Source organism: Streptomyces sp. T39, from assembly GCF_008042045.1.
Lineage (GTDB): Bacteria > Actinomycetota > Actinomycetes > Streptomycetales > Streptomycetaceae > Streptomyces.
Genome location: NZ_RDBP01000012.1, coordinates 946,513 through 969,908 on the forward strand (window position 1 = coordinate 946,513; position 23,396 = coordinate 969,908).

Here is a 23,396-nt window from a genome sequence, read left to right on the forward strand (position 1 = left end):
GGGGCCTTCGCTCCTTCGCTCCTTCGCTCCTTCGCTCCCGCGAGGAAGGACGCCGTCCGGTGGCCCCGAAGTTGCCCGGGGACGCTAACACGTGGGCGTCCCCGGGATCCCGGGGACGCCCACGCGTACCGGTCAGGCCGTGTCGGACACGGCCTAGCCGATCCGGGTCAGCTTGTCGCCGAAGCCGGGCTCCAGGAGGTCCTGCTGGAGCGCGACGGGGACGCTTATGGTGCCGGGGCCCGTGCCCGCCGTGAGACTGCCGACGACCGTGCCGGCCTTCGCGGTCTGCGGCAGCTTCTTGCCGCCGTCGGTGATGCTCGCCTCCAGCTTGAGACCGGTCCAGCCGACGATCGTCAGGTCCTTGGTCACCACGACGGGCGTCTGCCCGCCGAGGCCGTCGTCGACGTAGCCGACCACATCGCCCTTCTTGACGACCTTCTGCTCCAGGAGCGCCTCCCGGGTGGCCACGAGGACCTCCTCGCTGACCCGGTTGACCGTCTCCAGGATGGGCGCCTCGTGCTGGCTGAGGACGGCGCCGACGATCGTCTGGGTCGTCCCGCCGATGTCCTTGTAGGCGGCGAAGAGCAGGTTGCCGCCGGCCTTGGTGGTCGAGCCGGTCTTGATGCCGATCGCGCCGTTCCTCGGCATCAGGGTGTTGTAGTTGCTGTGGCGCTTGCCCGACGGGTCGTACCACTCCTGCACGCGGGTGATGTCGACCATGGCCTTGTTCTTCACCAGGGCCTGGCCCAGCTTCACCTGGTCGGCCGCGGTGGAGACGGTCGTCGCGTCGAGGCCGGAGGGGTCGGTGTACGTCGTGTTCGTCATGCCGAGCTCCTTGGCGGTGTCGTTCATCTTCTTGACGAACGCCTCCTCGGAGCCGGCGTCCCAGCGGGCGACGAGCCGCGCGACGTTGTTCGCGGACGGAATCATGATCGCGCTGAGGGCGTCGCGCACGGAGATCGTCTCGCCCTCCTTGATGGTGTTGAGGGTCGACTCGTCGTTGGTCTCGTCGTAGCCGCCCTCCTTCTCCGCGAGGGCGTCGACCGGGATGGACTCGCCGTCCTCGCCCCGCTTGAGCGGGTGGTCGCGCATGATGATGTACGCCGTCATCGTCTTGGTCACGCTGGCGATCGGGACGGGCTTCTCGTCGCCGAACTGGCCGACGACGCCGACCCCGGACACGACGATCTGGCCCTGGCCCTCGCCCGGCCACGGGAGGGACGGCTTCCCTCCGTCGAACGTGTACTCCGCGTCGGCGGTCAGCGTCAGCTCGGGCTGCGGGAGCGGACGCAGCGCCTGCGCGATCGCGAAGACGATCAGCAGCAGGGCGACGAGCGGCGTCCAGATCTTGATCCGGCGCACGACCGTGCGGGTCGGCGTCTCCGGCGGCGGCGGGGTGTTCGTCAGCTCGGCGAGCAGGTCGAGCGGCGGGAGCGGCGGCATGGGCTGCTGCTTGGTGCGCTCGGCCTCGGTCAGCGAGGCGGCGGGCGCGTCGGCGGACGGACCGGCAGACGGGCCCGCGTCCGCCGTGCCCGTCTTCGCCGTACCGGCCTTCGCCGTGGCCGCGGAGGCGGCCGGCGCGGCGGGCCCCGGGCGGCTGCCCGCGGCCTTGGCCGCGGCGGGCCGGGCGTCGTCGCGGCGCAGGGGCACGAAGGTGCTGGTGCGCTCGGCGTCGGCCTCGGCTGCTGCTGCGGCGGCGGGCTCGGGGTCGGGGTCGGTGGCGGGCTTGGGCAGCTTGAGCGCGGTGGTGGGCTGGTCCACCACGGGGCGCTTCAGCGCCTTGAACGCCGTCGTGGGCTGGTCGACCGCGGGGCGCACGGCGGGGGCGTCGCCCGCGGAGCCGGAGTCGTCGCCGCTCCCGTCGGGGGCGTCGCCGGTGCCGGGGGCGGAGTCGTCGGCCGGGGACGCGTCGGCTTCGGCGGTCCCGGCGGCTCCGGCCGGGGCGTTCCCGTCGGCCGGGGCGGTGCCGGCGCCGGAGTCCTCGGCGGAGGCTCGGCCGGCTTCGGCTTCGGCTTCGGCTTCGGCTTCGGCTTCGGCTTCGGCTTCGGACGAGGTGACGTCGTCGTCCTCCTCGCTGTCCGCGGAGGCGGCGGTCTCGGGGGCGTCGGAGGCCTCGGGAGACGCCTTCCGCGTCGTGTCGGTGGCCTCGGGGCCGCCGTCCTCCGCGTCGTCCTCCGTGGCCACCCACGCCGCCACGGCCGCGCGCAGGCGCTCGTCGCCCACGGGGGCGCCGGCCGGGGACGGGGACGTCGCACCGGAGTCGCCGTCACCCGCGTCGTCCGCCGTCGCGTCCGTGTCGGCCTTCGCATCCGTGCCCGAGGTCGCCTCGGAGCCGGCCTCGGCCTCGTCCGGACCCGCCTCGCCGTCGGTCTCCGCGTCCGCGTCGCTCTCCGCGCCGTCAGCGGCCGCGCCTTCGCCGGTCCCGGCCTCGGGCTCGTCCGCCGCCGCGTCGGCGTCCCCGTCGCCCGCGGTCGCGGCCGTGCCCTCGCCCTCGCCCTCGCCGTCGGCACCGCCGTCGGCCGCCACGGCGGAGGACCGCCCGGCGGGCTCGGCGGACGCCGCCGCGCCGGCGCCGGGCTCCGCGCCCGGCTCCTCCGCGCGGTCGCGCGGAGGCAGGCGGAAGACCGCCGTGCGCTCGTCCGTCGCCGCCGCGGACGGCGGCGACGGTTCCGAGGAGGCCGGAGACGCCGGGGAATCCTCGCGGAACATCGCGAGACGCGGGTCGCGCTCGCTCCCAGTCGTCTCCCCCGACGACTTCCGCTGCTCCGACTTGTCGGGGGACTCGCCCGCCACCGTGCCTCCTCCATGAGTCATGTGCCACGCGTCGTACGCCGTACGTCTGTCCGCCGTACGACGCGTGTCGTTACGCTTGCCGCGCCGAGCCTCGCCACCGAGGACTCGCCGTGTCCGAACCATGTACCAGTGTCCTGTGTGAGCGCATGGCTCCGGTGCTAGACGAGAACGACATACCTATCGGTTCCCTAACAAAGCACCCAGGCCCTCTCGACAGACCAATGTGAGAGGGGTCACCCTGTCAGACATCCACGCGGGGAGGCATGGATGGGCAGGAGCCGCAGAACACTTCCGGAAGAGCTTCTGCTGCTCGCTCTGGACCCGGCCACGGGTACCACAGCGCAGCCGCAGTCGCTCGACCTCGGTCTGGCAGGAGCTCAGCTAGTGGAGCTGGCCCTGGCAGGACGGATAGCCCCTGACGGGGATCGTATCGCCGTGGTGATGCCACGGCCGACCGGAGATCCGACTCTGGACTCCGCACTGGAACTGCTGCGCAGACGCGGCAGTCCGGTCCGGGCCGTCCACTGGATCGGCGGGCCCCGACTGGGGCTGCGCCAGATCTATCTCTCGCATCTGGAACGGTGCGGCATGGTGCATGCCGTCGAGGGCCAGATGTGCGGAGTGCTGCCGACGACTCGCTACCAGGCGACGGACACGGCCATCAGCCGGGACATCAGGGCCCGGCTCGACAGTGCGATCCGCACCGGCGTACCGCCGGACCCGCGGACCGCGGCGCTCGCCGCACTGGCCCACGCGGTCGGTCTCGGCAAGCACCTGTACCCGGGGAACGAAGGGCGTTCCTCGAGGTCCCGTCTGCGGGACCTCATCCGGCACGACCCGATGGGCGGTCTCGTGGCGCACGCCGTGATGGACGTCCAGAACGGCGTGGGCGCACAGCCGCGCCGCAACCAGCCGACGGGCGGCCCCGGCCGCCAGCCGGGACCTGTGCCCATGCAGCCGCACGGCGGCTCCATGGCACGCGTCGCCGCCCACTGACCAGAGGGCGGCCCGTCCGGGACCACTCGCACCACCCACCGCCGCACCGACGTCCCCAAGACCCGGTCCGGGAGCCGCACGGAACGCGCGGGACAGCCTCACGGCTGTCCCGCGCGTTCGCGCGTGTGGCCATTTCGCAGCGCAGGAACGACCATTGGTGGCAATCTGCTGAGCAGTAGATACGCAGAGCAACGCGAGGCAATGCAGCCGGAGGTGCAGTTTCCGTGGCGTCCAACGTCAATCCCACTGTCAGGAGGCGCCGGTTGGGCCAGGAGCTGCGCCGGCTGAGGGAACTGAAGGGCATGACGGCGGAAGAGGTCGCCGAGCGCCTGCTCGTGTCCCAGTCGAAGATCAGCCGCCTGGAGAACGGCCGCCGCTCGATCAGCCAGCGCGACGTCCGTGATCTGTGCGGGGTGTACGAGGTCGAGGACCACCGCATCGTCGACTCGCTGATGCAGATGGCCAAGGACTCCCGGCAGCAGGGCTGGTGGCACGCGTTCGGCGACATCCCCTACAGCGTGTACATCGGCCTGGAGACCGACGCGGCGAGCCTGCGGGTCTACGAGCCGCAGGTGGTGCCGGGGCTGCTCCAGACGCGGCAGTACGCGGAGGCGCTGATCACCGGCGCGCTGCCGGAGAGCGCGCACGCGGACGTCGACAAGCGGGTCAGCGTGCGGCTGCGCCGCCAGGAACGGATCAGGGACGCCGAGAACCCGCTGCGCCTGTGGGCCGTGATCGACGAGTCGGCGCTGCGCCGCCGGGTGGGCAGCCGGCAGTTGATGCGCGAGCAGCTGGAGCACCTCGTGGAGCTGTCGCACGAGCCCCATGTGACGGTGCAGGTGCTGCCGTTCGACATGGGCGCCCATCCGGGCATCAACGGCCAGTACGCGATCCTGGAGTTCCCGGACACGTCGGACTCCAGCGTGGTCTACATCGAGGGCGTCACCAGCGACCTGTACCTGGAGAAGGCGAACGACGTCCAGAAGTACAGCGTCATGTACGAGCACCTGCGCGCCCAGGCCCTGAACGTGGAGCAGACGCGTCAGTTCATCGGCACGATCGCCAAGAAGTACGCGGAGGAGCCCTCGGCGGCATTCCCGGAGTTCACGGACTGAAGTGCGGCAAGGTACACCACCGGATGCGCGTGACGGAAGGGTCGCCTGGTATATGCCATCCGGTCGAGTGAATGCCTGTCTCGGAGATCGCAGTCGGCGAGTAGCGTCGATCACGCCAGCAAGAACGTTGGCTCACATCACACCACTCGCCGAAGCGGAGCGAACATGGCAATCATTCAGGGCGCCACGGAGACCTGGACGAAGTCCTCGTACTCCACGGGCAACGGCGCTTGCGTCGAGGTCAAGTCCCCCGTCACGCGGTCCATTTGCGTGCGCGACTCGAAGGTGACCGCGGGCCCCACGATCAACTTCCGCCCCGACGCGTGGAACGCGTTCGTGGACGACGTGTCCCAGAAGCCGCTCGGTCTCGACTGAGCATCGCACACGTCCGGCACGACGCCGCCCTGACCGGCGCGTCGCCGCGGGAGGCCGCGAAGCCCCCGAAGGCATCCTCCGGACCCGACAGCACACGGCAGTACCGAGAGCCCTCTCGACTGGATCGCCGTCCCGGCCGAGGGGGCTCGGCGCTGCCCTCATGATCCACGGGCCGTACGGGCACCACCCGTACGGCCCCTTTTTCGCCCATTCGCCGGTCACGTACGTGAACCGAAGTCAATAACCCGAACGATTTTACCTGCTCTTGACCCTCCGATCCGTTGTCGAGCCCCTGTCGATCGCCACACCATGAACGGCGTTCACAAGGAGGACCAGACCCCTGGAGGGGGCATGAACAGTCTCGACTGGGCCGTGCTGATCGGCTACTTCGGCGTGATGGTCGCGATCGGCGTCTGGTCCCACAAGCGGGTGGACGACGTCAGCGACTTCTTCACCGCCGGCGGGAAGATGCCGTGGTGGCTGTCCGGCATCTCGCACCACATGTCGGGCTACAGCGCCGTCATGTTCACCGGTTACGCGGCCATCGCGTACACCTACGGCATCACCTCGTACGTGACGTGGTCCTTCCCGATCGCCATCGGCATCGCCATCGGCGCACGGCTCTTCGCCCCCCGGCTGAACCGGGTCCGCTCGCGGCTCCACGTGGCCTCCCCGCTGGAGTACCTGAAGAACCGCTACAACCTGCCGACGCAGCAGGCCCTCGCCTGGTCCGGCGTGCTGCTGAAGATCGTCGACGTCGGTGCGAAGTGGGCCGCCATCGCCACCCTGCTCTCGGTCTTCACCGGTGTCTCCCTCAACACGGGCATCCTGATCACCGGCGCCGTCACGGCCGTCTACTGCACCGTCGGCGGGCTGTGGGCCGACGCCCTCACCGAACTGGGCCAGTTCATCATCCAGTTCATCGCCGGCATCGCGATGCTCGTGGCCGTGATGGCCGAGCTCGGCGGCTTCAGCAGCCTGTGGACGGTCTGGGACGAGCCGAAGCTGGAGGGCCACGCCGAACCGCTCGCCGGGCCCTACATGATGGTCTTCCTCATCGCGTACCTCTTCATCAAGACGTTCGAGTACAACGGCGGCATGTGGAACCAGGCGCAGCGCTACATGGCCACCCCCACCGCCAAGGAGGCGCAGCGGTCGGCCGTGCTGTCCGCGGTGCTGTGGCTGGTGTGGCCGGCGGTCCTCTTCTTCCCGATGTGGGTGGCGCCGCTCGTCATCGAGACCGACGTGCCCGCCGACAGCTACGCGCTGATGGCGGAGCAGCTGCTGCCGCACGGTCTGCTGGGCCTGGTGATCGTCGGCTTCTTCTCCCACACCATGGCCATGTGCTCCTCGGACGCCAACGCGATCGCGGCCGTCGTGACCCGCGACATCATGCCCGCGCTCTCGCGCCGGGTCCGGCAGTGGGACACCCGGGCCGGGCTGCTGGCCGCCCGCTGGTCGACGCTGCTCTTCCTCGGTCTGTCCATGGCGATCGCAACCCAGGTCAACTCGGACTTCTTCGGCGACATCATCACCGTGGTCATCAAGTGGGTCGCCGGTCTCATGGGGCCGATCGCCATCCCGCTGATGCTCGGCCTGCTGCCCTGGTTCCGCAGGAGCGGACCGACGGCGGCCCTGGTCAGCTGGGGTGTCGGCCTGCTCGCCTTCTGGCTCGTCAACTACCCGATCAGCTGGAGCGTGGAGGGCGGGGTGCCGCTCCAGTACCAGGTCTCGATTCCGCTCGCGGTCTCCCTGGTCCTCTTCGTGGTGATCGGCTGGATCAAGCCGGAGGACACCCCGGAGCGGGACGAGGTCCTGGCGAAGATCAACAACGACGACGACGGACTCGGGGGCGGGATCGGCCTGATCCCGGCGCCCGCGGCTCCCGCCGCCCGCGAGGGCGCCGACGGCTGACGCCCCGACTCCCCGCGCCGAGCGGCCGCCCCCGGAAGCCGGGGGCGGCCGCTCGGTCGTGCGGGGGCACCTCGCCCCGGCACGGCGGTCGGCTCCCCGCCGTACCGGGGCGGGGTGTGCCGGCAGGCGCGCGGGCCACCCGGCCCGAGGGCGTCACCCGGGCCGGCCTCGCAGCGCGGGCGGGAAGAGCACGGGCGGGTGCGAGGGACGAGGGGCGGGAACGTCAGGTGAGTTCGGCCGCGCCGCGCGGGTAGCGGGCCAGCCAGCCCGGGGCCGAGAGGGTGGGGCTGTGGAGCGCCGGCCCCTGGGTCATCTCCATCGCGAAGTCGTCCGCGATCTGGAGCAGGGTCCCCCGGCCCTCCAGTTCGCAGAGCCAGGCGGGCGGCAGTGCCGTCTCGCCGTGCAGGGCGCCCAGCAGCGCCCCGCAGACCGCCCCCGTGGCCTCCGACGGGCCGTCGTGGTTGACGGCAAGCCGCAGGCCCTGGCGGATGTCCTCGCCGACGAGGGTGCAGTAGACGGCGACGGCGAGCACCTCCTCCGCGAAGCCGTTCTCCCCGAGCGCCGCGACCCGGCCCGGTCCGGGGATGCCCTGGCGGACGGCGCCGAGGGCCTCCTTGAGCGCGTCGGTCACCGGCTGGTGGCCGGGCCGGGCCGCGAGCAGCGCGAGGGCGCGCTGCACCGAGGCGTCCAGGGTCTCCCCGCGGGCGAGGCCGTGGACGATCACCGCGTAGGCGCCGGCCGAGAGGTACGCGGTCGGGTGGCCGTGGGTCTGGGCCGCGCACTCGACGGCGAGCTGGCACACCAGTTCCGGCTCCCAGCCCACCAGCAGTCCGAAGGGCGCCGAGCGCACCAGGGCGCCCGCGTCCCGGGCGGTCGGGTTCTTGGGGGCCTGGACGGTGCCCATCGTGGCGTCGCCGAGGCCGGTCAGGCAGGCACGGGAGGGGCCGCGCCTGCTGTAGAGCCATTCCTCGCACGCGAGCCAGCCGTTGTCCTTGCGGCGCTCGTCGGGGCCCCAGTCCCGCTGGGTGGCGGCCCAGCGCAGATAGGCGTGGTGGAGGTCGGTCGGGGGGTGCCAGGCACCGGTGTCGCGGCGGACCTGGGCGCGGATCAGCCCGTCGACGGAGAAGAGGGTCATCTGGGTGGCGGCGGTGACCGCACCGCGCCGGCCGCCCGTGGGAGGGAAGTCGGTGAGCCCCTCGGGCCCGTACGCCGCGCGCAGTTCGTCGAGGCCCCTCCCGTCGGCCCCCGCGCCGAGCGCGTCCCCGATCGCGCCGCCGAGGAGTGCTCCCCGCACCCGGGCACGGAAGTCCTGCTGCTCGGCCCGGCCCCACACGGCCGCGGCTCCTGCGCCCACCGTGCCCCTCCCCGACGTCGAACGAACACTGCCCGGCCCAGCACTGTAATCGAACGGGAACGCCGGGTCGGGGGCCCCCAGGAGGAACGCGGGGGTATGTCGATCAACTCCCCGGGACCCCGAATGCCCCGTTCCGTGAGCCCCGCCCCGCACCCCCCGGCGGGTCAGCTCTGGTGCCGGGAGGTGTACATGCCGTCCGCGTACTGCCGGTACGTCTCACCCGGGGGGAGGGCGCGGGAGCGGTTCAGTTCGGCGAGGTCGGCGAGTGCCTGCTGGGTCCGGCCCAGGGCCAGGTTGGTGCCGACGCGGGTCCACAGGGCCGGGCGGTGGCCGGGGGCGAGGGCCAGGGCGCGGTCGAGGTCCGCCAGGGCCTCCTCGTGGCGGCCCGCCAGGGCGTGCGCCGCTCCCCGCGCGGCGAGGTCGCGCGCCTCCCGGCCGCCGGAGGTCGCCTCGGCGCGGGCCCGGTCGTCCCGGGCGCCCGCGGTGTCGCCGAGGCGTTCGCGTATCTCCGCGCGGCGGAGCATGGCCCAGGCGTAGTCCGGTTCGATGGTGATGGCGCGGTCGAGGTCGGCGACGGCCTGGCGGGTGCGGCCGGCGGCGTCCAGGGCCATGGCCCGGCTGCCGAGCGCCCAGGCGTAGGAGGGGTCGAGCTCCAGGGCGCGGTCGTACTGCTCCACGGCCTCCTCGTAGCGGCCGGCGAACCGGTAGGCGTCGCCGCGCTCGCCCGCGATCCACGGGTTGTCGGGGGCCAGGGCCCCCGCGCGGTTCAGGTCGCCGAGCGCGCCGGTGACGTCGCCGCGCAGGGTGCGGGCCCGGGCGCGGCGCAGCAGGGCCCACACGTAGCCCGGTTTGAGCTCCACGGCGCGGTCCAGGTCGGCGAGAGCCTCCCCGGTCCTGCCGAGGCGGAGCAGGGCGTGGCCGCGTCCGGCGTACGGCCAGTGGTGGTCGAGCCCGGCCCCGATGGCCCGGTCCAGGTCCGCGACGGCCTCCTCGTAGCGGCCCGCGAGCCGGTGGACCTCGCCCCGTTCGGCGAGGGTCCAGGGGACGTCCGGCTCGATCTCCAGGGCGCGGTCGAGGTCGGCGAGCGCGGCGTCCAGGTCGCCGAGGCGGCGCAGGGTGCGGGCGCGTCCGTGGAGGGCGGGCGCGGATGCCGGGTCGAGGTCGAGGGCGCGCCGGGAGTCGGCGAGGGCGGCCTCGTACTCGCCCGCGTTGTGCAGGTCCCGGGCGCGGACGACGAGGGCGTCGACGCGGGCCGCGGTGTCCAGGGCACCGCGCTGGAGCAGCATGCCCAGCAGGTCGATGCCGAGCCGGGACTCGTCGGCGAGGGCGGCCAGTCCGTCGTGGCCCCAGCCCCGCAGCAGGGCGCTGTCCGCGTCGTCGCCGGCCTGGGCGAGCATCCGCGCCCAGGCACGGGCGGCCGCGGTGCCCTCCCGGCAGGCGGCGATGCCGTCCCGCAGGGCACCGGGCAGGGCGACGCGCGGCTGGGCGCACAGCCGGTGGTACGTCTCCTCCAGGCGCAGTTCGCGCCAGTTCTCGGCCGCCCACAGCCGGCGCTCGTCGATCCCGGCCGCGGCGGCCGCCGCCCAGCGGGCGAACGCGTCGGCGAGACGCTCGTGGCCGGCGATCCAGCGCTGCGGGGAGCCGGCCCTGCGCAGCCGCAGCATGGGGGTGCGGACCACGTCGTGGTAGACGGTGAGCCCGGCGCGCTCCTCGGCGAACGGCATCGTGCGCAGCCAGCGGAACAGGTCGGTCGCGTCCTGTTCGACGACCGCCGCGAAGACGTCCTCGTTGAGCCGGCGGGGCAGTGCGCCGTCGAGGGCCGCGTCCCTGCGGGCGTGGTCCCGTTCGCCGTCGAGGAAGCGTTCGACGGCGGTGGCGCTGGGGTCGTCGACGGCCCCGGCGGCGGTGGCCGGGTTGGCGGCGAGGGTGGTGAGCAGGACCGGCAGCCGGCCCGACAGGCGCAGGACGTCCCGGACGACGGCCTCGTCGACGATGCCGCGGGCGGTGAGCAGTTCGCGGGCCTCCGCCTCGGTGAAGGGGGTGAGGTGCAGTTCGGCGACGAGGTCGATGCTGTCGGCCCACAGCACCCGGTCCAGGCGCCGCCGGCCGGCGGTGGTGACGACGAGCCCCGCGGGCGGCTCCCCGTAGCGGCCGACGGCGAAGAGGGCGGCCAGCCAGGGGTCGAGGAAGGCTCCGGTGCGCTCGTAGGTGTCGAAGAAGAGGGCGACGTGGGCGTCGCGGTGGAGAGCGGCCGCGGCCTGTTCGAGTTCGGCGAGGAAGACCGGGGACATCAGCGGCAGCGGGTCCATGACCAGCTGGACGTCGTCCTGGCGGAAGCGGGAGCTGAGCTGGGCGCGCAGCCGCTCGGTGCCCTCGGCGAGCTGGGCGGGGTCGATGGCGCCGGCGAGCGCGCCGGCACCGGGGATCAGGGAGACGGCCATCAGGCCGGCGCGGGCCACCGTCAGATGCCCGGCCGACGGGCCCGCGCCGGCCGTGAGCGACTGGTCCGGGTCCTCGACGAGCGAGGCGGCCTCGTGCCGGCGCTGGCGGTACGTCGCCATCAGCCGGTCGAACTCCTTGAGCCGGTGTCCCTGGCGGGCGACGTCGGCGCTGACGGCGGCCATCGCGTCGGGCACGCTGTTGACGGAGTCGTCGACGTACGCGGCCAGGGCGCCCTGTTCGGCGGCCGCCGCCCTCATCCGGTGCACGAGGGACGTCTTGCCGACGCCCGCGCTGCCGTGGACGTGGAAGACGAATCTGCGGTCCGGGTCCTCGACGGGGAGGCGTACGTTGCGCCGGTACAGGCCGATCTCCTCGGCGCGGCCGACGAACCGTGCCCCGCGCCGGTCCTCGAGCACCTGGCGCAGCGATTTGCGGTGACCGCTCATGTCCGCTCCCCCGTCGGCTTCATGACGGTCAGTCTGGCAGGACGGGCAGCAGCTCCGGGAGGTGTCCGTCGGACGCGGCCGCGGCCTGCTGCCGCTCCTCGGGCACCTCGCCGTACAGGGTGGTGCGCGCCCGGGCGGGGCGTCCGGCGGCCTCGGCGATGGCGCGCAGGTCGCGGACCGAGCGGTAGGAGCCGTAACCGGAGCCGGCCATCCGGGAGATGGTCTCCTCCATGAGGGTGCCGCCGAGGTCGTTGGCGCCCGATCGCAGCATCTCGGCCGCTCCGTCGGCGCCGAGCTTGACCCAGCTGGTCTGGATGTTGGTGATGTGGGGGTGCAGCAGCAGGCGGGCCATCGCGGTCACGGCCCGGTTGTCGCGTGCCGTGGGCCCGGGCCGGGCGATGCCGGCGAGGTAGACGGGCGCGTTGGTGTGGATGAAGGGGAGGGTGACGAACTCCGTGAAGCCGCCGGTCTCCTGCTGGAGCGCGGCCAGCGTGCGCAGATGGCCGAGCCAGTGCCGGGGCTGGTCGACGTGCCCGTACATCATGGTGGAGCTGGAGCGGATGCCCAGTTCGTGGGCGGTGCGCACGACGTCGAGCCAGGTGGCGGCGGGCAGTTTGCCCTTGGTGAGGATCCAGCGGACCTCGTCGTCGAGGATCTCGGCCGCGGTGCCGGGGATGGAGTCGAGGCCGGCCTCCTTCGCGGCCGTCAGCCAGTCGCGGACGGACATCCCGGTGCGGGAGGCGCCGTTGACGATCTCCATCGGGGAGAAGGCGTGCACATGGATGCCGGGGACGCGCTCCTTCACGGCGCGGGCGATGTCGAAGTAGGCGGTGCCGGGCAGGTCGGGGTGGATGCCGCCCTGCATGCACACCTCGACGGCGCCGACGTCCCACGCCTGGGCGGCGCGGTCGGCGACCTGGTCCAGGGAGAGGCTGTAGGCGTCGGCGTCGGTGCGCCGCTGGGCGAAGGCGCAGAAGCGGCAGCCGGTGTAGCAGACGTTGGTGAAGTTGATGTTGCGCGTGACGATGTAGGTGACCTCGTCGCCCACCACGGACCGGCGCAGGTCGTCGGCGACGCGGGCGAGCGCGTCGAGGGCCGGGCCGTCGGCGTGCAGCAGGGCGAGCGCCTCGGCGTCGGTGAGCCGGGTCGGGTCGTCGGCCGCGGTGGAGAGGGCCTGGCGGACGTCGGTGTCGATGCGCTGCGGGACCATGCCGGGCGCGGCCGCCTCCCGCAGGGCGTCCCAGTCGCCGTAGACGTGGTCGAAGTCGTCCCGCCGGTCGTGGGTGCGCCCGTCGGTGTCGATGGTGCGGTGCAGGTCGGTGCGGCCGGTCCCGGTGAAGCCCTCGTCGGGCTCCTGCCAGGGCAGTCCGGCCGGTACGGCGTCCTCGCGTGCCAGTCCGGTCGCGGGGTCGGCGAGCGCGGTGACGTGCGGGAGCAGCCGCGGGTCGAGCCAGGGTTCGCCGCGCCGTACGAACTCGGGGTAGACGCACAGCCGTTCCCGGAGGGTGAAGCCCTCGTCCGCGGACCGGGCGGCCAGTTCGTCGATCTGCGGCCAGGGGCGTTCGGGGTTGACGTGGTCGGGGGTCAGCGGCGAGACGCCGCCCCAGTCGTCGATGCCGGCCCGCAGCAGGCGGGCGTACTCGCCGTCGACGAGGTTGGGCGGGGCCTGGAGGCAGGCGGCCGGTCCCATGATGTGACGGGCGACGGCGACCGTGGCGACGAGTTCGTCCAGTTCGGCGTCGGGCATGCCGCGCATGGCCGTGTCCGGCTTGGCGCGGAAGTTCTGCAGGATGAGTTCCTGGATGCCGTGGTAGGCGCGGGAGACGCGGCGCAGGGCGAACAGCGACTCGGCGCGCTCCTCGTACGTCTCCCCGATGCCGATCAGCAGCCCGCTGGTGAAGGGGACGTTGGAGCGTCCGGCGTCCTCGAGGACGCGCAGGCGCACGGCGGGCTCCTTGTCGGGCGAGCCGTGATGGGGACCGCCCGGCTCGGACCACAGGCGGGTCGCGGTCGTCTCCAGCATCATGCCCATGGACGGGGCGACGGGCTTCAGCCGCTGGAAGTCGGTCCACGACATGACGCCCGGGTTGAGGTGGGGCAGCAGCCCGGTCTCCTCCAGGATGCGGACCGACATGGCGCGCACGTAGGCGAGGGTGTCGTCGTAGCCGTGGGCGTCGAGCCATTCCCGGGCCTCGGGCCAGCGGTCCTCGGGCTTGTCGCCGAGGGTGATGAGCGCTTCCTTGCAGCCGAGCGCGGCGCCGCGCCGGGCGATGTCCAGTACGTCGTCGGGGGACATGAAGGCCCCGTGGCCGGCCCTGCGGAGCTTGCCCGGCACGGTGACGAAGGTGCAGTAGTGGCACTTGTCGCGGCAGAGCCGGGTCAGCGGGATGAAGACGCTCTTCGAGTACGTGATGACCCCGGCGCGCCCGGCGGCCTCCAGGCCCGCGTCCCGTACCCGCCCGGCGGAGGCCGTGAGGTCCTCCAGGTCGGCGCCCCGCGCCTGCAACAGCACGGCGGCCTCGGCGACATCGAGGGCGACGCCGTCCCGCGCCCGCTTGAGCGCCCTTCGCATGGCGTTCGGGGTGGGCCGGTCCGTCGCTGCCGGGGCGGGTCCGCGCTGGTGATCGGTCATGCGTCGAGCATACGAGCGCCGTCCGGCGGCCCACGAGGGTGTGGGCGGGAGAGCCGCTTCCCGGGCCGAGGGTCCCGGCCCGGGACATCCTCCGCCCGGGGACCGTGCCCCCGGACCGGCGCCCCCGGCTCCGGGGTCACCCCGGCGCGGGCGGCTTCCGCTCCCCGCCCCGGTTCACAGGTACTGCGCGTAGTCGTCCAGGACGCGCAGGACCTCCAGTTCCGTGCCCGGCGGCAGTTGGAGGACGGCTTCCGTGACGCCCAGCTCCGCGTAGTGGGCGAGCTTGCCCGGCGAGGGGCGGACGCCGTACGGGACGACCTGGAGGGACGCCGGGTCGCGCCCCGCCTCCGCCCAGGCCCGCCGGAGTGCGGGGAGCGAGGCGCCGAGGCCGCGTCCGCCGATCGGCAGCCAGCCGTCGGCGTACTCGGTGATGTGGGCGAAGAGCCCCGGCCCGGCGCCGCCGCCGACGAGGACGCGCGGGGTGCCGCCGGCCGGCTTCGGGTGGGCGAAGGAGGCGCTGACGCGGGCGTGTTCGCCCTCGTAACCGGTGGGCTGCGGCGCCCAGAGCGCGCGCATCAGGCGCATCCTGTCGAGCACCAGGTCCCGGCGGGTGGACCACTCGACGCCGTGGTCGGCGGCCTCCTCCACGTTCCAGCCGAAGCCGACGCCGAGCGTGAAGCGGCCGCCGGACACATGGTCGAGCGTCGCGATCTGCTTGGCCAGGACGATCGGGTCGTGCTGGGCGACGAGCGTGATGCCGGTGCCGAGCGCGAGGGTGGTGGTGACCGCCGCGGCCTGCGCGAGGGCGACGAAGGGGTCCAGGGTGCGGGTGTACTCGGCGGGGAGTTCACCGCCGGCGGCGTAGGGGGTCGTGCGGTCGGCCGGGATGTGGGTGTGCTCGGGGAGGTAGAGGCCGGCGAAGCCGCGCTGTTCGAGGGCGCGGGCGAGGCGCACGGGGGTGATGGTCTCGTCGGTGAGGAAGATCGTGGTCGCGATCCGCATGGGGCCACGGTAGGCCAGGACGCCCGGCGCGTCGCCGGTCACGACCGTGTCATCCGGCGACTTCCCGCTCTTGTCACGCCGTTCACCGACCGGTACGAGGGTGCGACTGCATCCTCCTGTCCGTCTCGACACCTCGGGAGCCGACGGCATGTGCACCGACGCAGAACACGCACCCGGCAGACGCGCGCTCATCGTGACGGGTGCCACGGCCGCCCTCACCCTGGCCACCGTGCGCTTCGCGAACGCGGCACCGCGCGACGGCGCCCGCAGCACCGAGACCGTGCGCGGGGTGCTGGATCCCGGCGCGGCCGACTTCGTGTACCTCCCGGTGGAGATCCCCCGCGGGGTGAAGGAGATCCACGTCGCCTACTCCTACGAACGGCCCCCGCAGCCGGCGGGGACCGCGGGCAACGCGCTCGACATCGGCATCTTCGACCAGCGCGGCACGGCCCTCGGCGGGGAGGGCTTCCGCGGCTGGTCGGGCGGTGCGCGCAGCGAGTTCTTCCTGCGGTCCGACGACGCGACCCCGGGGTATCTGCCCGGCGTCATCGAGCCGGGTGTCTGGTACATCGCGCTGGCGCCCTACACGGTGGCGCCGGGCGGACTGCCGTACGAGGTCCGCGTCACGCTCACCCACGGCTCCCAGGCCGCGCCCCGCACTCCCGTGTACCCGCCGGAACGGGCCAGGGGACGCGGGCGGGCCTGGTACCGGGGCGACTGCCATCTGCACTCCTGGTACTCCGACGGGCGGCGGACCCCCGAGGAGATCGGCGCTCTGGCCAGGGCCGCCGGGCTGGACTTCCTCAACTCCAGCGAGCACAACACCCATGCGGCGCACGCGCACTGGGCGGAGGCGGCGGGGGACGACCTGCTCGTGCTGCTCGGCGAGGAGGTCACGACGCGCAACGGCCACGTGCTCGCGGTGGGCACCGACCCGGGGACCTTCGTGGACTGGCGCTACCGGGCCCGGGACAACCGCTTCGGGCACTTCGCGCGGCGGATCCGGCGGGCGGGCGGGCTCGTCGTGCCGGCGCACCCCCACGCCACCTGCATCGGCTGCAACTGGAAGTTCGGCTTCGGCGAGGCCGACGCGGTCGAGGTGTGGAACGGCCCGTTCACCCCGGACGACGAGGTCTCCCTGGCCGACTGGGACGGCTCGCTCGCCGTGGCCGCACGCGGGGGCGGCCGCTGGACCCCGGCGATCGGCGGCAGCGACGCCCATCGCGATCCGGACCCCGTCGGCACGCCGCAGACCGTGGTGCTCGCCGACGACCTGACGCGTACGGCGATTCTGGACGGGATCCGGGCGGGCCGGTGCTGGATCGCCGAGAACAAGGACGTCGCCGTCGCGCTGTCGGCCGCGGGCGGGCGCGGGCGGCACGCGGGGATCGGCGGCCGGCTGCGGGTGGCCGACGACACGGCGGTGACGGTCCGGGTGGAGGTGGCGGGCGTCCCCGGCTGCACCGTCCGCATCGTGACCGACCAGGGCGTGGTGCACTCGGCGGCGGTGCCCTCGTCGGGGTCGGGGACCGTGGAGTGGCGCACGACGCCGCGCAACGCGACCTATGTCCGGGCGGAGGTGCGGCACGCCACGTCGGTCCCCGGACTGCCCGGGGCGCCGGCGGCCCTGACGAATCCCGTCTTCCTGGGCGGCTGACGGCCCGGCCGTGTCCGGTGGCGGCGGGCGGGCCGCCGCCACCGGACACCGGCGGGATCAGTCGGCGACGACGAGCGAGGGCGTCTCCTTGGTCAGGACCTCGCCTCGGAAGAAGGCCGGGCTGCGGCGCTGCATGGCCACCATCAGGACCACACCGAGCAGCAGCAGTCCGACGCCGATCACGAAGACCGAGCCGACGCCGAGGACGGAGGATCCGGAGCCGTAGGCGGGGTCCCACATGTCGTAGAGGGTCTTGCCGAACACGGCGGCCAGCAGCACACCGCCGAGCACCGGGAAGACGCCCTTGAAGACCATGTCGCGGGCGGAGCGCCGGAGCTCGCCGCGGAAGAACCAGGCGCAGGCGAAGGCCGTGAGCGCGTAGTAGAAGCAGATCATCAGCCCGAGCGCGTAGATCGTGTCGACGAGGACGTGCTCGCTGACCAGCGTCATGACGGTGTAGAAGGCGCCGGTGGCGATGCCGGCGACGACGGTCGCGCGGCCGGGGGTCCGGAAGCGCTCGTGGACCCGGGCGTAGGACGGCGGCAGGGCCTCGTAGGCGGACATGGCGAGGACGGTGCGGGCCACGGGGATGAAGGTGGTCTGGAGGCTGGCGGCCGCGGAGGCGAGGACCGCGACGAAGAGCAGGATGCCGAGCCCGGGGCCCATCACGGGCCCGGCGAGGGCGGCGAAGACGTTGTCGGAGGTCTCGGGGTTGGCGAGGCCGAGTCCCGCGTCGCCGGAGCCGACGGCCATCTGGGCCGCGATGCCGGTGGCGAGGTAGGAGCCGACCAGCACCACCATGGAGATCATCGCCGCGCGTCCGGGGGTCCTGGCACTGCCGACCGTCTCCTCGTTGGCGGTCAGGCAGGCGTCCCAGCCCCAGTACATGAAGATCGACAGGGAGAGGCCGGCGGTGAAGGCGGCGAAGGACTGGACGGCGAAGGGGTTCAGCCAGGACCAGGAGAAGGACAGGGACGTCTCGAAGGTGTCCGCCTTGGCGAAGGCCATGGTCACGAAGACGGCCAGCACGGCCAGCTGGAGGCCGACGAGGGCGTACTGCACGCCCTTGGTCGCGGTCATGCCCCGGTAGCTGATGGCGGTGGCGACGGCGATCAGGACGAGGCAGGTGACGATGTGGACGGCCTTGTTCCCGTCGAGCGCGGCGACCGCCTCGTTGCCGGTGATCTCTCCGGCCAGCAGCCAGAAGTAGGAGGTGGCGACGCCGGCGAGGTTGGAGAGCACGATGATCGTCGCGATGACCAGGCCCCAGCCGCACATCCATCCGACGCGGGGGCCGAAGGCCTTCACCGTCCAGGTGAAGGAGGTGCCGCAGTCGGGCATCGCGCGGTTGAGCTCACGGTAGGCGAAGGCGACCAGCAGCATCGGCAGGAAGCCGGCGAGGAAGACGGCGGGCATCTGCACCCCGACCTCGCCGGCCGTGGAGCCGAGGGTGGAGGTCAGGCAGTAGACGGGCGCGACGGTGGAGATGCCGATGACGGCACTGCCCATCAGTCCGACGGAGTTCCCGCCGAGGCCCTTCGTGCGTGCGCCGGCGTCGGTGGCGCCCCCGCCGGGGACGCCCCTTACCGGGTCTCCGGCCTGGGGCCGTGCATCCAGCTGAGTCATGGGACAGGACGGTAAGTCCTGCGGTTTCCATATCCGGACGATCGCCATCCGGTTTCAACTCCTGCGATTCCATGGCCGCAACACCGATTTGAGCAAACAAATCAAGGTCGAATCACAGTTGACACGCTGCATCGCGAGGCGGGACCGGCGACATCCCCCACTGCGGGAATCGCAGCCGTGACCGATATGCCCGTTTCCAAAATTTCCCGCGGCGTTTTTCCGGCCCCCTCCGCACCGGCCACCGAACGGCCGAGAGGCAGCACGGCGAACGGAACCGGCTCACCGCGACAAGCCCGCCGGCCCGCCGTCACGGCGCCCGGCAGCGTCCGGAACCCCACTATGCACCCCGTCTATACACCGTATGTATAGTCCTGATCCGACGCGCACGGCCGACCGGGCCGGCAGCACGCCGCGCCCCGTGCGCGTCCGCACCGCCACGCAGAGGGGAACCCCGCCATGCCCGCACGTCCCGGGACCACCACGACCGCCACACCCCACAGGACGGGCAGAACCCGCCACCGGGTTGCCTCGGCCCTCACGGCGGCCGCGCTCGCGCTCGTCCTCGGCGGCTGCTCGTCGGACACCACGTCGCCCTCCGAGGCCCGCGCCGACGCGCCGAAGGGCGAGGCGCTCGCCGCCGACCGGACCGGCTCCGCAGGGAAGAACGCGGGATCCGCCCGGCCCCCGGTGGACTGCCGGAAGGCCAAGTGCATCGCGCTCACCTTCGACGCGGGCCCGGGCAGGGACACCCCCGAACTCCTCGACATCCTCGAGGAGAAGGACGTCCACGCCACCTTCTTCCTGCTGGGCAGGAACCACGTCCTGAAGTACCCGGACGTGGTCCGGCGGATCGCCGCCGAGGGGCACGAGGTCGCCAACCACACCTGGACCCACCGCAGGCTCGACCAGCTGGACGAGGACGGGATACGCGACGAACTCGCCCGCACCCAGGACGCGATAGCGGAGATCACCGGCGAGAAGCCGACCCTGATGCGCCCGCCGCAGGGCCGCCGCACCGACGAGGTGATGGCCGTCAGCAGGGAGCTCGGTCTCGCCGCCGTGCTGTGGAGCGCCACCGCCAAGGACTACTCGACCACCGACTCGGCCCTGATCGAGAAGCGCATCCTGGACCAGGCGGACCGCGACGGCATCATCCTGCTCCACGACATCTACGACGGAACGGTGCCCGCCGTCCCCGGCATCGTCGACGAGCTGAAGAAGCGCGGTTACACCTTCGTCACGGTCCCCGAACTCCTCGCCCCGGGCCGGGCGGAGCCGGGAAAGATCTATCGCCCCTGATCACCCCGGCGGTCCGCGCCGCCCGCGTGGTACCAGACCGTGACGCCCCCATGCTGACGGGGCCGCCCCGCACAGGGCAGACTGTCGAGGGCGATTCCGGCAGTACGGGCAGGGGGCAGCCAATGGGCCGTGACAGCGGGCCACGCGTACCGAACCAGCGCGTTCCGCATCAGCGCGAGGGCGGCGCGGACAGCATCGACGCCGCGCTGTACTTCACCGTGCTCGGCCCCGTGCGGGTACGCCGCGGATCCGAGACCCTGCCGTCCGGCTCGCCCCAGCAACAGGCCCTGCTCGCGGCGCTGTTGATGCGCGAGGGACGCACCGCGACGGCGTCGGAGCTGATCGACGCCATCTGGGGCGAGGACCCGCCGTCCCAGGCCCTCGCCGCCGTCCGCACCTACGCCTCCCGGCTGCGCAAGTCGCTCGCGGGGGACGCCCTCGTCAGCGAGTCGGGCGGATACGCCCTGCGCGTCGGACGGGACGCGCTCGACCTGGCCGTCGCCCAGGAGCTGGCCGACGAGGCGAGCAAGGCCCACGCGGCCGGCGACCGCAACCAGGCCCGCACCCTGATCAACAAGGTGCTGGGCCTGTGGGACGGCGAGCCGCTGGCCAACGTGCCGGGCCCCTACGCGGAGAACCAGCGCGCCCGGCTCGCCGAATGGGGCCTGACGCTCCTGGAGACCCGCCTCGATCTCGACCTGGAGGTCGGCCGCCACGCGGAGGCCGTCTCCGAGCTGACCGCCCTCACCGCCACCCATCCGCTGCGCGAGCGCCTGCGCGAGCTCTTGATGCTGGCGCTGTACCGGTGCGGGCGCCAGGCCGAGGCGCTCGCCGTCTACGCGGACACCCGGCGACTGCTCGCCGACGAACTCGGCGTGGACCCCCGGCCCGAACTGGCCGGTCTCCAGCAGCGCATCCTCCAGGCCGACGCCGAACTGGCCCGCCCCAGCGAGGAGCACACGCCCGGCGTCCAGCTCACCCGGCCCGCCCAGCTCCCGGCCACCGTGCCCGACTTCACGGGCCGGGTCCCCTTCGTGCGGGAGCTCGGCGACCGTCTCGCATCGGCCGAGGGCTCGGTGATGGCGGTGTCCGCGCTGGCCGGCATCGGCGGCGTCGGCAAGACGACCCTGGCCGTCCATGTCGCCCATCAGGCGCGCACCCACTTCCCCGACGGACAGCTGTACATCGACCTCCAGGGGACGAGCAGCCGTTCCGCGGAGCCCGAGACGGTGCTGGGCGCCTTCCTGCGCGCCCTCGGCACGGCCGACTCGGCGATCCCCGACACCCTCGACGAACGCGCGGCGCTGTACCGGTCCGCGCTCGACGGCCGCCGCATCCTCGTCCTCCTGGACAACGCCCGGGACGCGGCCCAGATCCGTCCGCTGCTGCCGGGCACCGCGGGCTGCGCGGCCCTCGTCACCAGCCGGGTCCGCATGGTCGACCTGGCGGGGGCGCACCTGGTGGACCTGGACGTGATGTCGCCCGACGAGGCCCTGCGGCTGTTCACCCGGATCGTGGGCGCCGAGCGGGTCCGCGCGGAGCGCGAGGCTGCGCTGGACGTGGTCGCCGCGTGCGGCTTCCTTCCGCTGGCCATCCGTATCGCGGCCTCCCGGCTGGCGGCCCGCCGCACCTGGACGGTCTCGGTCCTGGCGGCCAAGCTCGCCGACGAGCGGCGCCGGCTGGACGAGCTCCAGGCGGGCGACCTCGCGGTGAAGGCCACTTTCGAACTCGGCTACGGGCAGCTGGAGCCGGCCCAGGCGCGGGCGTTCAGGCTGCTGGGCCTCGCCGACGGCCCGGACATCTCGCTGGCCGCCTCCGCGGCCCTGCTCGACCTTCCGCAGCACGAGGCCGAGGACCTGCTGGAGGCGCTGGTCGACACCTCGCTGCTGGAGTCCGCCGCCCCGGGCAGGTACCGCTTCCACGACCTCGTACGGCTCTACGCGCGTGCATGCGCGGACCGCGACGAGCAGCCGCCTTCGGAGCGCGAGGCGGCGCTCTCGCGCCTGCTCGACTTCTATCTGGCGTCCGCGTCCCGGGTCTACGCGATCGAGCGTCCCGGCGACCGCCTCGTGGACCACCTGGAGCCGGCCGGCGACGCGGGACTGACCTTCGCGGACCGCCACGAGGCGCAGGACTGGCTGTACGCGGAGGCCGACCCACTGCTGGCCTGTGTGCGCCAGTCCTCCGGGCCGGCCATGCTGCGCCGCGCCGTGGACCTGCTGTGGGCGGCCCTGGACCTCGGCGAGTCCGGCGCCAACCCGAAGCAGTACGAGGCGGTCGCGGCCGCCGTGCTCGACGCGGCACGCGCCGCGCGGGACACCTGGGCCGAGGGCCGCGCGCTGGTGACCCTGAGCAACGCCCATCTGGTCGCGGGACGGTTCGACGAGGCGGACGCCGAGGCGGCACAGGCGCTGCGCCTGTCCGGCCTCAACGACGACCCCCTGACGGGCTGCTGGGCTTCCAACCACCGGGGCGTCATCGCCGTCTACCAGAACCGCCAGGAGGACGGCGAGCGCCATCTGGAGCGCGCGATCGCGGACTTCCGGGCGGGCGACAACCAGCCCGGCGAGGCCTCGGCCCTGTGCAACCTCTCGCGGATCCACCTGGCGATGGGCCGCACCGCCAGCGCGGTGGCGCTCGCCCGCAAGGGGCTCGACATCTACGACGCCATGGGCCACGCGCTGCGCGGCGCCAACGCCCGGTACGCGCTGGGCATGGCGCTCACCCGGAGCGGGAAGATCGCGGAGGCGACGGCGCGTCTCCAGGAGGCCCTGGACGTCTTCCACGACAGCAGGCAGCGCCTGTGGGAGGGCATGACGCTCTACCGGATGGCCGAGGCCGACCTCGCGGGCCGCCGCACCGCGCAGGCGGCGTCCAACGCGGAGATGGCGCTGACCGTGCTGCGCGGCATAGGGGGCGAGTGGCGCCGGGGGAACGTCCTGACGGTCCTCGGCAAGGCACTCGGCGCGCTCGGCCAGACCGGCCGCGCGGAGGTGTGCTGGCGCGAAGCGCTGGGGATCTACGAGGAACTGGGCTCCCCGGAGTCGGCGGACGTCCGCGCGCTCCTCGCGCCGGCGGCCGCCGCGTAGGGCACGCCGCCCGCGGCGCAGGGCCGGCCGCCCCGGGCGCCGCGCCCCGTCCGTCGCACGGATCCCGTGTGCGGCCCGGGCGTTCATCGTTCGTTTATCCCCGGCAGGCACTCTCGGGGTGTCGATCCGTCGCGTCGGGGGGCAGACGGGCGACACCGCGGCAGCACCGATTAGGGTGAGCCGCCCTGAGGGGGCCCGTCCGGAAGCCATCGGGGGAGCGGCCGGACGGGCCTTTCGACAGCACGACGGAACCACCAACGGGAGGGCAGCTCAATGGCTGACGCGAAGAAGCAGGACCCGATCCTCAAGCCGCAGGACACCCACGCCACGGGCGCGGAGGACGCGGTGACGACCCAGGACACCCACGCCACGGGCGGTGACATCCGCACCCTGGACACCCACGCGACCGGCGAGGACATCCGCACGCTCGACACCCACGCGACCGGCGGCGGGATCGGCACGCTGGACACCCACGCCACGTCCGAGCCCCTGAAGCCGAAGAGGCCCTGACCCGAGCCACTCACGACGGGGAACGGCCGCGGCGGCGCGGAGGGGGAGCCGCCGCGGCCGCGTCGTGTCCGGACACGGTCCGAAGCCGCGTCCGGGACGGGAGCCGGCGGGCGGCGGCCGTCGTTCATTTCATCGACAATTGGTCA

14 protein-coding genes are annotated in these 23,396 nt (G+C 73.2%); 8 read left to right on the plus strand and 6 right to left on the minus strand.

The window, feature by feature from the left end; all coding sequences use genetic code 11:
* Nucleotides 1-153 precede the first annotated feature (153 nt).
* Nucleotides 154-2,814 (minus strand): serine hydrolase, encoded by a 2,661-nt coding sequence (locus EAO77_RS05100; RefSeq protein WP_261993803.1) that lies wholly within the window; start codon nt 2,812-2,814, stop codon nt 154-156.
* A gap of 246 nt (nt 2,815-3,060) precedes the next feature.
* On the opposite strand from EAO77_RS05100, the gene EAO77_RS05105 reads away from it, so the two are divergent.
* From EAO77_RS05105 to EAO77_RS05120, 4 genes are all read left to right on the plus strand, one after another.
* Entirely contained in the window at nt 3,061-3,789 is a 729-nt protein-coding gene (locus EAO77_RS05105; RefSeq protein ID WP_147986903.1) for a GOLPH3/VPS74 family protein, read from the plus strand.
* A gap of 224 nt (nt 3,790-4,013) precedes the next feature.
* Complete coding sequence (locus tag EAO77_RS05110) at nt 4,014-4,904, plus strand: helix-turn-helix domain-containing protein (RefSeq protein WP_147986904.1); 891 nt, start codon at nt 4,014-4,016, stop codon at nt 4,902-4,904.
* Nucleotides 4,905-5,069: 165 nt separating this feature from the next.
* Complete coding sequence (locus EAO77_RS05115; protein ID WP_147986905.1) at nt 5,070-5,279, plus strand: DUF397 domain-containing protein; 210 nt, start codon at nt 5,070-5,072, stop codon at nt 5,277-5,279.
* 351 nt (nt 5,280-5,630) lie between these two features.
* Nucleotides 5,631-7,193, plus strand: a complete 1,563-nt coding sequence (locus EAO77_RS05120) for a sodium:solute symporter family protein (RefSeq protein ID WP_147986906.1) — start codon at nt 5,631-5,633, stop codon at nt 7,191-7,193.
* A gap of 223 nt (nt 7,194-7,416) precedes the next feature.
* Here the strand turns inward: EAO77_RS05120 and EAO77_RS05125 are convergent, their stop codons facing one another.
* The 4 genes from EAO77_RS05125 to EAO77_RS05140 form a co-directional block, all read right to left on the minus strand.
* Nucleotides 7,417-8,547 (minus strand): ADP-ribosylglycohydrolase family protein, encoded by a 1,131-nt coding sequence (locus tag EAO77_RS05125; protein WP_147986907.1) that lies wholly within the window; start codon nt 8,545-8,547, stop codon nt 7,417-7,419.
* Nucleotides 8,548-8,711: 164 nt separating this feature from the next.
* Nucleotides 8,712-11,435: a tetratricopeptide repeat protein gene (locus EAO77_RS05130; RefSeq protein WP_147986908.1), complete on the minus strand. Its 2,724-nt coding sequence runs from the start codon at nt 11,433-11,435 to the stop codon at nt 8,712-8,714.
* 28 nt (nt 11,436-11,463) lie between these two features.
* Nucleotides 11,464-14,067: a bifunctional FO biosynthesis protein CofGH gene (locus tag EAO77_RS05135; RefSeq protein WP_147986909.1), complete on the minus strand. Its 2,604-nt coding sequence runs from the start codon at nt 14,065-14,067 to the stop codon at nt 11,464-11,466.
* 174 nt (nt 14,068-14,241) lie between these two features.
* A complete protein-coding gene (locus EAO77_RS05140; RefSeq protein ID WP_147986910.1) occupies nt 14,242-15,069 on the minus strand; it encodes an LLM class F420-dependent oxidoreductase in 828 nt (275 codons plus the stop codon).
* Between the two features lie 148 nt (nt 15,070-15,217).
* On the opposite strand from EAO77_RS05140, the gene EAO77_RS05145 reads away from it, so the two are divergent.
* Entirely contained in the window at nt 15,218-16,726 is a 1,509-nt protein-coding gene (locus EAO77_RS05145) for a CehA/McbA family metallohydrolase (RefSeq protein WP_147986911.1), read from the plus strand.
* 57 nt (nt 16,727-16,783) lie between these two features.
* On the opposite strand, the gene EAO77_RS05150 is transcribed toward EAO77_RS05145, so the two are convergent.
* Entirely contained in the window at nt 16,784-18,352 is a 1,569-nt protein-coding gene (locus EAO77_RS05150) for an APC family permease (protein WP_147986912.1), read from the minus strand.
* A gap of 456 nt (nt 18,353-18,808) precedes the next feature.
* On the opposite strand from EAO77_RS05150, the gene EAO77_RS05155 reads away from it, so the two are divergent.
* From EAO77_RS05155 to EAO77_RS05165, 3 genes are all read left to right on the plus strand, one after another.
* On the plus strand, nt 18,809-19,651 hold the full coding sequence (locus EAO77_RS05155; RefSeq protein WP_147986913.1) for a polysaccharide deacetylase family protein: 843 nt from the start codon (nt 18,809-18,811) through the stop codon (nt 19,649-19,651).
* 122 nt (nt 19,652-19,773) lie between these two features.
* Entirely contained in the window at nt 19,774-22,740 is a 2,967-nt protein-coding gene (locus tag EAO77_RS05160; protein WP_147986914.1) for an AfsR/SARP family transcriptional regulator, read from the plus strand.
* Nucleotides 22,741-23,013: 273 nt separating this feature from the next.
* Complete coding sequence (locus tag EAO77_RS05165) at nt 23,014-23,250, plus strand: hypothetical protein (protein WP_147986915.1); 237 nt, start codon at nt 23,014-23,016, stop codon at nt 23,248-23,250.
* Nucleotides 23,251-23,396 lie beyond the last annotated feature (146 nt).

Excerpts from the sequence above, each read along its gene's own strand:
- EAO77_RS05100 (WP_261993803.1), bottom strand. The coding sequence starts at position 2,814 with ATGACTCATGGAGGAGGCACGGTGGCGGGCGAGTCCCCCGACAAGTCG.
- EAO77_RS05105 (WP_147986903.1), top strand. The coding sequence starts at position 3,061 with ATGGGCAGGAGCCGCAGAACACTTCCGGAAGAGCTTCTGCTGCTCGCT.
- EAO77_RS05115 (WP_147986905.1), top strand. The coding sequence starts at position 5,070 with ATGGCAATCATTCAGGGCGCCACGGAGACCTGGACGAAGTCCTCGTAC.
- EAO77_RS05120 (WP_147986906.1), top strand. The coding sequence starts at position 5,631 with ATGAACAGTCTCGACTGGGCCGTGCTGATCGGCTACTTCGGCGTGATG.
- EAO77_RS05130 (WP_147986908.1), bottom strand. The coding sequence starts at position 11,435 with ATGAGCGGTCACCGCAAATCGCTGCGCCAGGTGCTCGAGGACCGGCGC.
- EAO77_RS05135 (WP_147986909.1), bottom strand. The coding sequence starts at position 14,067 with ATGACCGATCACCAGCGCGGACCCGCCCCGGCAGCGACGGACCGGCCC.
- EAO77_RS05140 (WP_147986910.1), bottom strand. The coding sequence starts at position 15,069 with ATGCGGATCGCGACCACGATCTTCCTCACCGACGAGACCATCACCCCC.
- EAO77_RS05145 (WP_147986911.1), top strand. The coding sequence starts at position 15,218 with ATGTGCACCGACGCAGAACACGCACCCGGCAGACGCGCGCTCATCGTG.
- EAO77_RS05150 (WP_147986912.1), bottom strand. The coding sequence starts at position 18,352 with ATGACTCAGCTGGATGCACGGCCCCAGGCCGGAGACCCGGTAAGGGGC.
- EAO77_RS05155 (WP_147986913.1), top strand. The coding sequence starts at position 18,809 with ATGCCCGCACGTCCCGGGACCACCACGACCGCCACACCCCACAGGACG.
- EAO77_RS05160 (WP_147986914.1), top strand. The coding sequence starts at position 19,774 with ATGGGCCGTGACAGCGGGCCACGCGTACCGAACCAGCGCGTTCCGCAT.
- EAO77_RS05165 (WP_147986915.1), top strand. The coding sequence starts at position 23,014 with ATGGCTGACGCGAAGAAGCAGGACCCGATCCTCAAGCCGCAGGACACC.